Raw genomic sequence first — 13,093 nt, forward strand, 5'->3', positions numbered from 1 at the left:
GCGATGCGGCCGGGTGCGCTCCACCTCTCGCGCACCGTGATCCTGCGCGCGCTGGCGATCGCCGCCTCGCTCGCCTATCTCGCGGTCACGCTGGTGCTGCTGGACGCGGTGGAGCCGCTGGGCACCGTCTACGCGTGGCTGGCGCGCGTGATGGTGGTGTTCGGGGCGAGCTTCGCGGCGATGATGATCCTGCCGCCGGGCCGGGTGCGGAGCTGGCTCAAGCTGCGGCTGGCCCAGCATCTCTTCCGCCACCGCTATGATTATCGCGCCGAGTGGCTGCGCTTCACCCGCACGCTGGGCGATGGCGCGGACGAGGCGCTGGAGCCGCGGATCGAGCGCGCTCTCGCCGACATCACCGACGCCCCGCAGGCGCGGCTGCTCGTGATGACGCCGTCGGGCCGTCTCGACGCGGCCGAGGCGGCGTCGTGGCCGGAGGGGGCTGCTGCGGGTTGCGGCATCGATTTCGCGCGGGCGGTGGAGCGCGATCCGCGCGTGCTCGACGTCGACGCGCTGCGCGCCGCGCCCGAGGAGGAGCGGGGCTCCGTTCCGGCGTGGGTGCTGGGCGATCCCTCGATCTGGGCGGGCGTGCCGCTGGTCCATGGCGATCGGCTGACCGGGTTCATCCTGCTCGCGCGGCCGCCGGTCGACCGCCGGCTCGACTGGGAGGATTATGACCTGCTCTCGGTCGCGGGGCGGCAGGTGGCGAGCCATCTCGCCGAGGCACAGGGGCAGGAAGCCCTGGCCGAAGCGCGGCGCTTCCACGAGTTCAACCGCCGCTTCGCCTTCATCGTCCACGACATCAAGAATCTGGCGAGCCAGCTCGGCCTCGTCGCCCGCAATGCCGAGCGGCACGCCGACAACCCCGCCTTCCGCGCCGATATGGTGACGACGCTCCAAGATTCGGTGCAGCGCCTCAACGACCTGCTCGCCCGCCTCTCGCCGCAGGGAACGCAGCGCCCCGACCCGCCGCGCGTGGCGTGCCCGCGCGCCGTGCTGGAGGCGATCGCCGCGCGCCGGCGGGCCCAGCATCCGATCGCGCTGTCCGGCCGCTCGGATATTCAGGCGCTGTTCGATCCGGCGCGTCTGGAGCTGGCGATCGGCCATCTCGTGCAGAACGCCATCGAGGCGAGCCCGCCCGACGAGCCCGTCTGGCTCTCGATCGATCGGCGGGGCTTCGAAGTGGAGGTGACGGTGCTCGATCGCGGCCGGGGGATGAGCGCGGACTTCATCCGCCACAGCCTGTTCAAGCCGTTCACCTCCACCAAGGTGGGCGGCTTCGGCATCGGCGCGTTCGAGGCGCGCTCGCTGGTTGCCGGCATGGGCGGGCGGCTGGAGGTGGAGAGCCGCGAGGGCGAAGGGAGCCGCTTCACCATCCTGCTGCCCTTCGCCGAGGAGCCTGTGTCGGCATGAGCGGAGAGGCGCTTCCCAAGCTGCTGGTGGTCGAGGACGACCCGGGCCTCGCCCGGCAGCTCCGCTGGGCCTATGACGGCTATGAGGTGGTGATCGCCGCCGACCGCGCCGCCGCCATCGACGCGCTGCGCGCCGAGGAGCCGGCGGTGGTGACGCTCGATCTCGGCCTGCCGCCCGATCCCGACGGCACCTCCGAGGGCTTCGCCACGCTCGCCGAGATGCTGGCGATCAAGCCCGACGCCAAGATCATCGTCGCCTCCGGCCATGAGGCCCGCGAGAGTGCGCGCGAGGCGATCGCGCGGGGGGCGTGGGACTTCTACGCCAAGCCAGTCGACATCGACACGCTCGGCCTGATCGTGGCGCGGGCCTTCCATGTCCATGCGCTGGAGCGGGAGAATGCGCGGCTAGCGGCGCTGGCCGGCGACACGGTGCTGGGCACGATCGTCACCGCCGCGCCCGAGATGCTCAAGGTCGCCCGCACCGTCGAGCGCGTGGCGCAGACCGACGTGTCGCTGCTCGTGCTGGGCGCGAGCGGGACGGGCAAGGAACTGGTCGCACGCGGCCTTCATGCCGCGAGCCGGCGCGCCAAGGGGCCGTTCGTCGCGATCAATTGCGCGGCCATCCCCGAGACGCTGCTGGAGGCCGAGCTGTTCGGCCATGAGAAAGGCGCGTTCACCGGCGCGATCCGCACCGTCGAGGGGAAGATCGAGCAGGCGTCGGGCGGCACGCTCTTCCTCGACGAGATCGGCGATGTGCCGCTTTCGCTTCAGGTGAAGCTGCTGCGCTTCCTCCAGGAGCGCGTGATCGAGCGGGTCGGCGGGCGCAAGGCGATCCCGGTGGATGTCCGCATCGTCTGCGCGACGCACCGCGATCTGGAGGCGATGGTGGCGTCGGGCGGCTTCCGCGAGGATCTCTGGTATCGCCTCGCCGAGATGGTGGTGCGGCTGCCGTCGCTCGCCGAGCGGGCGGGGGACGCGGTGCTGCTCGCGCGGCATTTCCTGAGGCGGCACGCGCCGGCGATCAATCCGCAATTGAAGGGCCTCTCCCCCGACGCCGCCGATGCGATCGCGAGCTGGGGCTGGCCCGGCAATGTCCGGGAGCTGGAGAACCGGGTGAAGCGCGCCGCGATCATGGCGGAGGGCAAGCTCGTCACCGCCGCCGATCTCGACCTGCCCGCCTGTCCCGGCGAGGAGCCGCTGCCGATCAACCTGCGCGCAGTCCGCGAAGCTGCCGACCGGCGCGCGATCGTCGAGGCGCTGGCGCGGACCGACGGCAATATCTCCGCCACCGCCCGGCTGCTCGGGATCAGTCGGCCGACGCTCTACGATCTGCTCAAGGCTTATGATCTTCAGTCTTGAGCATTCATAATTTCTGTTTTCATGGCGATTGTGATGTTTTGTTGCGCTGGCGGGATAATCGCCTAGAGGGTTCGGCCATGACCGATCCCGCGACCCTCATCCGCATCGCCGCCGCGCTGGAGCGCATGGCGCCCCCGCCGCCGCCCGCCGCCGATCCGGCCTCGCACCCGGCCTATGTGTGGCGCGAGGGCGTGCTGGTGGCGACGCGGGCTTTCCGTCCGCTGGCGCTCGATCTGCTGACGGGCGTCGAGGCGCAGAAGGCCGCGATCCTCCAGAATGCGACGCGGCTGGCGGAGCGTCTCCCCGCGCATGACGTGCTGCTGTGGGGTGCGCGCGGCACGGGCAAGTCGTCGCTGGTGAAGAGTGTCGTCGGCGCGCTTCAGGCAGAGGGTAAGGACATCGCGCTGGTCGAGGTTGCGCCCGATGCGCTCCATACCTTGCCGCATCTGTTCGATCTCATAGCCGATCTGCCGCGTGCCTTCGCGCTGTTCGTCGACGATCTCGGTTTCGAGGAGGGCTCGGCCGGCCCGCGCACGCTGCGCTCGCTGCTGGAAGGCGGGGCCGAGGCGCGGCCGGACAACGCTCGCCTCCACGTCACCGCCAACCGCCGTCACATCGTGTCGCGCGAGTTTGGCGAGGAGGATCGGGCGGTGAACGCCCGCGACGTGATGGACGACCGGCTCGCGCTGGCGGATCGGTTCGGGCTCTCGATCGGTTTCCATAATGTCGACCAGCCGACCTATCTGGCGATGGTCGAGGCCTACGCGAAGAAGCTCGGCCTACCTTTCGACGGGGCCGACGCGGTGAGCTGGGCGACGGGACGCGGCGCGCGCTCGGGCCGCGTGGCGTGGCATTATGTGGTCGAGTTGGCGGGGCGCGAGGGGAGGCGAGTGTAGCCGCCTCGCTGGGCTCCTGGTCAGCATCACCCCCCCTTCGTCACCCCGGACTTGATCCGGGGTCCAGCTCTCTTGGGGCGAGAAGGAAGAAGCGGGATCCCGGATCAAGTCCGGGATGACGAGGAAGGGATGACGGAAGGCTCAATGGCTGTCGCGGGGCAGGCCCTTGGTTTCGTCGATGCGCTGGAAGGCTTCCATGCCTTCGAGGATCGCGCCGGTGCCAAGCTGGCCGACCAGCCCGCGCTGGATCGCCTGCCACGGCGTCTGGCTCTCGGGGTATTGGTAGCCGCCCGAAGCTTCCAGCGCAGCGCGGCGGGCCGCGATCTCCGCCTCGTCGACCAGCAGGTCCACCCGGCCCCGGCCGACATCGAAGCGGATGCGGTCGCCGTTCCTCAGGATCGCGATGTTGCCGCCCGCAGCGGCCTCAGGCGAGGCATTGAGGATCGAGGGCGATCCCGACGTGCCCGACTGGCGCCCGTCGCCGATGCAGGGCAGCGCCGTGATGCCGCGCTCGATCAGGTGCGCCGGCGGGCGCATGTTCACGACCTCCGCCGCGCCCGGATAGCCGACCGGCCCGGTGCCGCGCATCACGAGCACGGTGTTCTCGTCGATGCCTTCCGCCGGATCGTCGATGCGGTGGTGATAGTCCTCCGGCCCGTCGAACACCGCGACCTTGCCTTCGAACGCCTCGGGGTCGTCGGGGTTGGAGAGATAGCGTGCGCGGAAATCGTCCGAGATCACGCTGGTCTTCATGATGGCGCTGTCGAAGATGTTGCCGGTCATCACGCGGAAGCCGGCCTTCGGCTTCAACGCCGTCTCGAAGGTACGGATCACGTCGGGCGAGACGATCTCGGCGTCGCGGCAATTGTCGCCCATGGTGCGGCCGTTGGCAGTCATGGCGTCCTCGCGGATCAGGCCATGGCGCATCAGCTCGGCCACCACCGCGGGCACGCCGCCGGCATGATAATAATCCTCGCCGAGATACTGGCCCGCCGGCATCAGGTTCACCAGCAGCGGGATATCGTGGCCGATCTCCTGCCAGTCCTGGAGCGACAGTTCGACGCCCATGTGGCGGGCGATCGCGGCGAGGTGGATCGGCGCGTTGGTCGAGCCGCCGATGGCAGAGTTCACCGCGATGGCGTTGAGGAAGGCATCGCGCGTCATGATCTTCGAGGGGCGCAGATCCTCGTTCACCATCTCCACGATGCGCTTGCCGGTGAGATAGGCGACCTGCGCGCGCTGGCGATAAGGTGCCGGGATCGCCGCCGAGCCGGGAAGCTGCATCCCCAGCGCCTCGGCGAGGCTGTTCATTGTCGTCGCCGTGCCCATCGTCGAGCAATAGCCGACCGAGGTCGCCGAGGAGGCGACCAGATCGATGAAGCCGGCATTGTCGATCTCTCCTGCGGCGAGCATCTCGCGCGCCTTCCAGATGATCGTGCCCGAGCCGGTGCGCTCGCCCTTGTGGAAGCCGTTGAGCATCGGCCCGACCGAGAGCGCGATGGCGGGGATGTCCACGGTGGCTGCGCCCATCAGCATGGCGGGCGTCGTCTTGTCGCAGCCGATGGTCAGCACCACGCCGTCGAGCGGATAGCCGTACAGCGTCTCGACCAGCCCCAGATAAGCGAGGTTGCGGTCGAGCCCCGGCGTCGGGCGCTTGCCCGTCTCCTGGATCGGATGGACCGGGAACTCGATCGCGATGCCGCCGGCCTCGCGGATGCCCTCGCGCACCCGCTTGGCCAGCTCGACATGATGCCGGTTGCACGGCGACAGGTCGGACCCCGTCTGCGCGATCCCGATGATCGGCTTGCCCGACTGAAGCTCCTCGCGGGTCAGGCCATAGTTCAGATAGCGCTCCAGATAGAGCGCCGTCATGTCGGGATCACCCGGCCGGTCGAACCACTCGCGCGAGCGGAGACGACGGGGGCTATGGTCGGTCGTGGACATCAGGCGTCAGGGTTCCTTGGGGAGGCTCACCACCAGGTGGCGTAGAGGGCGATCAGGATCAGGATCACGGCGGTGGCGCCGATGTTGAAGCCGGTGCGGGTGGCGTAGTGGACGTCGCCCGTCGTGATGGTGTCGGTGTCGCGGCGCGCCGGGGTCACCAGCGAGACGATCACGGCCAGCGCCAGCGAGATCAGGAACACCACGCCCATCCGGTCCATGAAGGGCAGCGAGATCCAGGTGAGCTTGAACAGCCAGGACAGCACCACCGAGGCGATCGCGGCGGTGACGGCGCCGGCTTCGTTGGCGCGCTTCCAGAACAGGCCGAGCAGGAAGATCACGGTGATGCCCGGCGTGAAGAAGCCGGTGAATTCCTGGATGAACTGGAACGCCTGCTCCGACGCGCCGACCAGCGGGCGAGCGGTGAGGATGGCGATGACGATCGCGACGACGGCGGCGATGCGGCCGACCATGACGAGATGGCGCTCATCACGCTTGGGGCCGAACTTGCTGTAGAGGTCGAGCGTGAAGATGGTGGCGATCGAATTGATCTTCGACGCGGTGGACGCGATGATCGCCGCGATCAGCGCCGCGAAGACGAGGCCGAGCAGGCCGGTCGGCAGCAGGCGCATCATCGTCGGATAGGCTTCGTCGGGCTTAGCGAGGCCCGGCGCCAGCATCACGGCGGCGATGCCCGGCAGAACGATGATGAGCGGCATCAGCAGCTTCAGGAAGCTCGCGAACAGCACGCCCTTCTGCGCCTCGGCGATGTTCTTCGCCGCCAGCGCGCGCTGGATGATGTACTGGTTGAAGCCCCAATAGCTGAGGTTCGCGATCCAGAGCCCGCCGATCAGAACCGAGAGGCCCGGCAGGTCGGTGTAATGCGGGTCGCCCTTCTTCAGGATCATGTGGAAGTGATCGGGAATGGTGGTGACGAGCTTGTTCCAGCCGGCGAACACGTCGCCCGCGCCGATCTTGCCGAGCGTCAGCCAGGCGATGATGAGGCCGCCCATGACGAGCAGCGTCACCTGCACGATGTCGGTGAGCGCCACCGCCTTCAGGCCGCCGCGGATCTGGTAGAGCAGCGCGAAGGTGCCGAGGCCGATCAGCGCGATCGTCTGGTCGACGCCCGCCACCTTGGTGACGGCGATCGAGCCCAGCCAGATGATCGAGGTCAGGTTCACGAACACGTAGAGGACGAGCCAGAAGATCGCCATCAGCGTGCGGATGCCGCTGCCGTACCGCTTCTCGAGGAACTGCGGCATCGTGTAGATCTCGTTGCGCAGGAAGATCGGCAGGAAGAACTTGCCGACGATCAGCAGCGTCAGCGCCGCCATCCACTCATAGGAGGCGATGGCAAGCCCGATGGCATAGCCCGAGCCCGACATGCCGACGATCTGCTCGGCCGAGATGTTGGCCGCGATCAGCGACGCGCCGATCGCCCACCAGGGGAGATTCTTCGACGCGAGGAAATAGTCGGTGGTGTTCTTCGGGCCTGCGCCCGCCTTGTCACGGCTCACCCATTGGGCGAGACCGAAGATCGCGATCGCGTAGGCGATGATGACGGCGATATCGATGGTGGCGAGCGGCACGGATTTTCCTCTCTGCGGCCCGATCCGGTGTCCCGGTCGGCGCTTGCGGCTTGTATCGCCCATTTATATGATTATTGGACGATGTAAATCGGGATGAGGGAAGGGATGGCTGTGGAGTGCATCTGGCCGCTCGGCGCGACGCTGGGCGAAGGACCGTTGTGGGATGCGCGCTCGGGTGCGCTCTGGTTCGTCGACATCAAGCAGGGGCGGGTGCACCGCCATGATCCGGCGTCGGGCGCGCAGGAGACGTTCGAGGTCGGCGGCTCGCCCTGCTTCATCCTGCCGGCCGACGACGGCGGCTTCGTGCTGGGCAACAGCCATGTCCTCCAGCATTTCGACGGCCGCCGGGTCACCCGCGAGCTGGGGCGCGTCGACATGCCCGCCAACAACCGCTTCAACGATGCCTCGGTGGACCCGAAGGGTCGACTCTGGTTCGGCTCGATGGACAATGGCGAGACCGAGCTGACCGGCGCCGTCCATGTCTACGACAGGGGCGCGATCCACGTCGCGGGCGGCGAGTGCTGCATCACCAACGGCCCGGCGATCAGCAGCGACGGCCGCTGGTTCTACCATGTCGACACGCTCGGCGGTCTCCTCTGGCGCTTCGACATCTCGGGCGATCCGCTGCTGCGCGATGGCGAGGTCTTCGCCCGCATCGACCCGAAGAACGGTTTTCCCGACGGCGTCAGCATCGATTCCGAGGATCATGTCTGGCTGGGGCTCTGGAATGGCTGGTCGGCGCGCCGCTATGCGCCGGACGGCACGCTGGTGCAGGTGGTGGAGCTGCCCGTGGCCAACGTCACCAAGGTCGCCTTCGGGGGTGCGGACCTCAGGACCGCTTTCGCCACCACCGCGCGGATCGGCATCGACGAGGCGGGGCTGGAGAAGCAGCCGCTGGCCGGCGGGCTCTTCTCCTTCCCGGTCGATGTGCCGGGGGCGCCCGCGCACGAGGTGAAGCTCGGCTGATGGCGATTCTCGGCGATTGGGGCACGACGCGGCTCCGCCTGTTCCGCATCGAGGGCGGCGAGGTCGTGGACCGGCTCGCCGGCCCCGGCATCGGCCAGCTCACTGCCTCGCCGGCGGAGACCCTTGCCGCGACCGTCGGCCCGTGGCGGGCGGAGGCGGAGGCGTCGGGGGTGCTGCTGTGCGGCATGGCGGGCTCGCGCAACGGCGTCCTCGAGGTGCCTTACGCGGCTTGCCCGTCGGATGTCGCCGGCTGGGCGCGTTCGACCGCCTCGGTGGATGTCGGGGCGATCCGGGTGACGGTCGCGCCGGGTCTGAGCGGCGCCAACTTCGCCGGCCATGCCGACGTGATGCGCGGCGAGGAGACGCAGATATTCGGCGCCGCGCGCGTCGATCCGTCGCTCGCCACGGGGCGGCATCTGCTCGTGCTTCCGGGCACGCACAGCAAATGGGCGGAGCTGGTCGACGGGCGGGTGGAGCGTTTCCACACCTTCTTCACCGGCGAGCTGTTCGCCTTGTTGCGCGACCATTCGACGCTCACCCGCGCCGGCACCGACATGGACGGCCGGGATGAGGGCTTCGCGGACGGGCTGGCGCGCGCCGGCACCGGTCTCGTCGCCAGCCTGTTCGAGGCGCGCGCCGCGCAGCTCACCGAGGGCAGGAGCCTCGGCTGGGCGCTGGGGCTGCTCTCGGGGCTGCTGATCGGCGGCGAGATCGCGGAAGGGCTGGCGCTGATCGGCGGCGCACCCGAGCGGCTGGTGCTGGTCGGCGATCCCGGCCTGGGCGGCATCTACGCCAAGGCGGCCGCGGCGCGGGGTGTCGAGGTGACGTTGCTGGATGGCGATGCCTGCGCGCTCGCCGGTCTGGCGGTATTGGGCGAGCAGTTCGCCGCATTGGAGGCATGATGACCATCGACGATATTCTCGCGGCCGGCGCTCCCCCCGTCGTCGCGATCCTGCGCGGCGTGAAGCCCGACGAGGTGGTGGCGATCGGCGAGGCGCTGGTCGACGCCGGCATCCGCCTGATCGAGGTGCCGCTCAATTCCCCCGAGCCGCTGGAGGGCATCCGCCGTCTGGTCGAGGCGGTGGGCGATCGCGCGCTGTGTGGCGCGGGCACCGTGCTGGAGCCCGAATCCGTCGATGCGGTGAAGGCGGTGGGCGGGGTTCTGATCGTCACCCCCAACACCAACGCGGCGGTGATCTCGCGCGCGGTGTCGCTCGGCATGGAGCCGATGCCCGGCTTCGCGACGCCGACCGAGGCGTTCATCGCGGCGGCGGCGGGCGCGCGCCGGCTCAAGCTGTTCCCGGCGGTCGGCTATGGCACCGGCTATCTGAAGGCGATCCGCGAGGTGCTGCCCAAGGGCGTGCAGACCTGGGCGGTGGGCGGCACGGGCGCCGGCAATATTGACGAGTGGCTGGAGGCTGGCTGCGAAGGCCTCGGCGTCGGCGGCGGCATCTACAAGGCGGGCGACAGCGCCGGGGTGGTGGGCGAGCGCGCCCGCGCCATCGTCGCGGCGTGGAAGGCGATCGCCTGAGTTCAGCCAGTGGGGCGGCGCTCGAAGCCTTGAACCGGCTCGGGCGCTGCCTCACTTATGGCGATGCCGTCGACCCGCGCCGAGGACGGACCGCCCCGGCAGCGGGCGATGAAGGCCTCCACGGCCTCCGCCTCGCCCATGGCCAGCGCCTCGACGCTGCCGTCCGGCCGGTTGCGCACCCAGCCCGATATGCCGAGCAGGGTGGCCGTCCTCACCGCCCAGTCGCGATAGCAGACGCCCTGCACGCGGCCATGGATCGCGAGGTGGCGGGTGATGACCGGCATGGGGCGTTCGTCTCCTGATCCGCGCGGGCGGGCCGCTTGCCGTGCGCCCAAGCAGATGCTAGCACTCCGGACGGGTGTCGCGCGAGCGGCCGGCTTCGATGAGGTCGATCGCCCCGTGCCCCCAGCCCGGCGCCGTTCCGGCGGCCGGCACCTTAGGTTGACGTCACAATGTCGCATATCCTTTTCCGCACAGACCGCACCCCGACGGGTGCAGGCGTGCGGATGGGGCGCCCGGCCGAAATGGCCCGGCACGCGAAGACGGCGGCCTCTTCTGCACCTGTTTTCATCTCCATGGCCCCCAGGCGCGCCGCGCCGGCCGGGCCATGTTTCCTTTCGCTTTCCAGCATATCGGCGCACCCGCTGCCCCAACGCGGCGGCCGGCGCGCCCGGAGAATCATACATGACGATGCGCATGCTCATCGACGCGCGCCACCCCGAAGAGACGCGGGTCGCGGTCGCCAAGGGTAACAGAATCGAAGAGTTCGATTTCGAATCCGCCGAACGCAAGCAGCTCAAGGGCAATATCTATCTTGCCAAGGTGACGCGCGTGGAGCCGTCGCTCCAGGCGGCGTTCGTGGAGTTCGGCGGCAATCGCCACGGCTTCCTCGCCTTCTCGGAAATCCACCCCGACTATTACCAGATCCCCAAGGAGGATCGTGATGCCCTCCTCGCCGAAGAGGCCGAGGAAGCGCTGGCGCTGTCGGGCGATCATGACGACGACGATTACGACGATCATGAGGACCACGCCCACGACATCGACGAGGCCTCGATCGAGCGTCTCGACACCGATGGCGGCCCCGAGGCGCTCGACGCCGCCGAGGATCATGCCCATGACGACGGCGACGAGGCGAAGCCCGTTCCGGCGCGCTCGGCCGGTCGTGGCGGCGATGGCGATCATGTCGAGGCGCTGCGCCGCAGCCGCCAGAATCTGCGCCGCCGCTACAAGATCCAGGACGTCATCCGCCGCCGTCAGGTGCTGCTCGTCCAGGTCGTGAAGGAAGAGCGTGGCAACAAGGGCGCGGCGCTCACCACCTATCTGTCGCTGGCCGGCCGTTACTGCGTGCTGATGCCCAACACCTCGCACGGTGGCGGCATCTCGCGGAAGATCTCGAACGTCGCCGACCGCAAGCGCCTGAAGTCGATCATGGCGGAGATGAAGCTTCCCAAGACGATGGGCTGCATCGTCCGCACCGCGGGCCTGTCGCGCACCAAGGTCGAGATCAAGCGCGACTTCGACTATCTCGCGCGTCTGTGGGACGGCATCCGCGAGAACACGCTGTCCTCGTCGGCGCCGGCGCTGATCTACGAGGATTCGAACCTCGTGAAGCGCGCCATCCGCGACATCTACACCCGCGAGATCGACGAGGTGATCGTCGAGGGCGAGGACGGCTATCGCGCGGCCCGCGAATATATGAAGCTGCTTATGCCGAGCCACGCGAAGAAGATCCGGCCCTATGTGGACCCGGTTCCGCTCTTCCAGCGCTTCGGCGTCGAGGATCAGCTCACCGCGATGTACCAGCCGGTCGTGCAGCTCAAGTCGGGCGGTTATCTGGTCATCAACCCGACCGAGGCGCTCGTCTCGATCGACATCAACTCGGGCCGCTCGACGCGCGAGCACAATATCGAGCAGACCGCGACCGCGACCAACCTCGAGGCCGCGCACGAGATCGCCCGCCAGCTCCGCCTGCGCGACATGGCCGGCCTCGTCGTCATCGACTTCATCGACATGGAGAACGGATCGAACATCCGTAAGGTCGAGAAGGCGATGAAGGAGGCGCTCAAGAACGACCGCGCCCGCATCCAGGTCGGCCGCATCTCGTCCTTCGGCCTGATGGAGATGAGCCGCCAGCGCCTGCGCACCGGCGTGCTGGAGGCCTCCACCCGCATCTGCCCGCATTGCGAGGGCACCGGCTTCGTCCGCACCGCTTCGTCGGCCGGTTTGTCTGCCCTTCGTCTGCTCGAAGAGGCGGCCGCGCGTGGCCGTGGCACGCAGCTCACGCTGCGCGCCAGCCGCGAGGCGACGATCTACGTGCTCAACCGCAAGCGCGCCGAGATCATGGAGATCGAGGAGCGCTACGGCGTCGAGATCGACGTGATGCCCGATCATCATGACGAGGGCGCGCGCATGACGGTGGACATCTCCGGCCCGCCGCCGGCGCAGATGCCGAAGCTGGCGCCGCTACCCGAGCCCGAACCCGACGACTTCATCGACGAGATCGAGGAAGACGAGGACGAGATCGAGGTGGAGGCCGAGGAGGCCGCCGAGGAGCGTGGCGAGCGCGCCGAGGGCGAAGGCCGCGAGGGTGGCCGCCGCCGCCGTCGCCGCCGCCGCCGTGGCGGTCGTCGCGAGGAGAATGGCGCGGAGCCGCAGGGCACCGAGGCCGAGCATGACGAGGCCGAGGAAGGCGAGGAAGCCGCTGCCGAGGACGAGGCCGTCGAGACGGTCGAGGCCGAGGCCAACGGCGAGCATCCGCGCGAGGGCGGCCGTCGCCGTCGTCGCGGCCGTCGCGGCGGTCGCCGTCGCGAGGGTGGCGAGGCGCTCATCATCGACGCCGGCGATGTCGGCCCGGCCGCGACCGACGTGGCGGAGGTGACTCCCGAGGTGCTGGCGCAGGCCGAGCCCGTCGAGGCGACGCCGGTGAGCGCGCCGGAGCCGGAAGCCTCGGCCGAGGCCAAGCCGAAGAGCCGCCGCCGTCCGCGCGCCCGCGCGGCGGAGGAGGCCCCGGTGGCTGCCGAACCGGCCGCCGCGCCCGAGCCGGTGGCGGAGCCCGCCGCCGAGGAAGCGCCCGCGCCGAAGAAGCGCCGCGCCCCGCGCAAGAAGGCCGAGCCGGCCGAGGCCGCGGCCGAGCCGGTCGTCGCCGAGGAAGCGCCTGCGCCGAAGCCGCGCCGCACCCGCAAGAAGGCGGTACCCGCCGCCGAGGCCCCGGTGGCCGAGGAGGCCGCGCCGGCCGAGCCCGCCAATGACGAGGCCACTCAGGCCGAGCCGGCGGGCGAGGGCGAGGGCGAGGCTCCGCGTCGCGGCTGGTGGCAGCGCACCTTCGGCAACTGAGCCGGGCGGCATGAGCGGCCATGCCTTCTCCCTGTCGCGCGCCCGGTGGACCCGCTTTCAGCGCGG

Annotated in this window: 10 protein-coding genes; 7 read left to right on the top strand and 3 right to left on the bottom strand. The window is 69.5% G+C overall.

Going from position 1 to position 13,093, the window contains the following annotated elements; translation table 11 throughout:
- Nucleotides 1-3: 3 nt before the first annotated feature.
- From prsK to ST3T6A_RS0109095, 3 genes are all read left to right on the top strand, one after another.
- Nucleotides 4-1,410, top strand: a complete 1,407-nt coding sequence (gene prsK, locus ST3T6A_RS19745; protein ID WP_019832602.1) for an XrtA/PEP-CTERM system histidine kinase PrsK — start codon at nucleotides 4-6, stop codon at nucleotides 1,408-1,410.
- A complete protein-coding gene (gene prsR / locus ST3T6A_RS0109090; RefSeq protein ID WP_019832603.1) occupies nucleotides 1,407-2,768 on the top strand; it encodes a PEP-CTERM-box response regulator transcription factor in 1,362 nt (453 codons plus the stop codon). The genes prsK and prsR overlap by 4 nt, the downstream gene beginning before the upstream one ends.
- Nucleotides 2,769-2,845: 77 nt before the next feature.
- Nucleotides 2,846-3,664, top strand: coding sequence for an ATP-binding protein (locus ST3T6A_RS0109095; RefSeq protein ID WP_019832604.1), 819 nt, complete (start codon nucleotides 2,846-2,848; stop codon nucleotides 3,662-3,664).
- A 141-nt stretch (nucleotides 3,665-3,805) separates the two neighbouring features.
- Here the strand turns inward: ST3T6A_RS0109095 and ST3T6A_RS0109100 are convergent, their stop codons facing one another.
- Entirely contained in the window at nucleotides 3,806-5,608 is a 1,803-nt protein-coding gene (locus ST3T6A_RS0109100; protein ID WP_019832605.1) for an IlvD/Edd family dehydratase, read from the bottom strand.
- A 26-nt stretch (nucleotides 5,609-5,634) separates the two neighbouring features.
- On the bottom strand, nucleotides 5,635-7,197 hold the full coding sequence (locus tag ST3T6A_RS0109105; RefSeq protein WP_019832606.1) for a sodium/sugar symporter: 1,563 nt from the start codon (nucleotides 7,195-7,197) through the stop codon (nucleotides 5,635-5,637).
- Nucleotides 7,198-7,302: 105 nt separating this feature from the next.
- Here ST3T6A_RS0109105 and ST3T6A_RS0109110 point away from each other — a divergent pair, with 105 nt between their 5' ends.
- From ST3T6A_RS0109110 to ST3T6A_RS0109120, 3 genes are read left to right on the top strand one after another with little or no spacing between them, the layout of a single operon-like run.
- Nucleotides 7,303-8,163: an SMP-30/gluconolactonase/LRE family protein gene (locus tag ST3T6A_RS0109110; protein WP_019832607.1), complete on the top strand. Its 861-nt coding sequence runs from the start codon at nucleotides 7,303-7,305 to the stop codon at nucleotides 8,161-8,163.
- On the top strand, nucleotides 8,163-9,065 hold the full coding sequence (locus ST3T6A_RS0109115) for a 2-dehydro-3-deoxygalactonokinase (RefSeq protein ID WP_019832608.1): 903 nt from the start codon (nucleotides 8,163-8,165) through the stop codon (nucleotides 9,063-9,065). The genes ST3T6A_RS0109110 and ST3T6A_RS0109115 overlap by 1 nt, the downstream gene beginning before the upstream one ends.
- Nucleotides 9,065-9,694: a 2-dehydro-3-deoxy-6-phosphogalactonate aldolase gene (locus tag ST3T6A_RS0109120; protein WP_019832609.1), complete on the top strand. Its 630-nt coding sequence runs from the start codon at nucleotides 9,065-9,067 to the stop codon at nucleotides 9,692-9,694. The genes ST3T6A_RS0109115 and ST3T6A_RS0109120 overlap by 1 nt, the downstream gene beginning before the upstream one ends.
- A 2-nt stretch (nucleotides 9,695-9,696) precedes the next feature.
- Here the strand turns inward: ST3T6A_RS0109120 and ST3T6A_RS0109125 are convergent, their stop codons facing one another.
- On the bottom strand, nucleotides 9,697-9,978 hold the full coding sequence (locus ST3T6A_RS0109125; RefSeq protein WP_019832610.1) for an acylphosphatase: 282 nt from the start codon (nucleotides 9,976-9,978) through the stop codon (nucleotides 9,697-9,699).
- Between the two features lie 400 nt (nucleotides 9,979-10,378).
- Here ST3T6A_RS0109125 and ST3T6A_RS0109130 point away from each other — a divergent pair, with 400 nt between their 5' ends.
- Nucleotides 10,379-13,027 carry an Rne/Rng family ribonuclease gene (locus ST3T6A_RS0109130; RefSeq protein WP_019832611.1) on the top strand — a complete coding sequence of 883 codons (2,649 nt, stop codon included), beginning with the start codon at nucleotides 10,379-10,381 and terminating at the stop codon, nucleotides 13,025-13,027.
- Nucleotides 13,028-13,093: the final 66 nt, after the last annotated feature.

This window comes from Sphingomonas sp. PR090111-T3T-6A (assembly GCF_000383095.1).
In the GTDB taxonomy this organism is placed as follows: Bacteria; Pseudomonadota; Alphaproteobacteria; order Sphingomonadales; family Sphingomonadaceae; genus Solisphingomonas.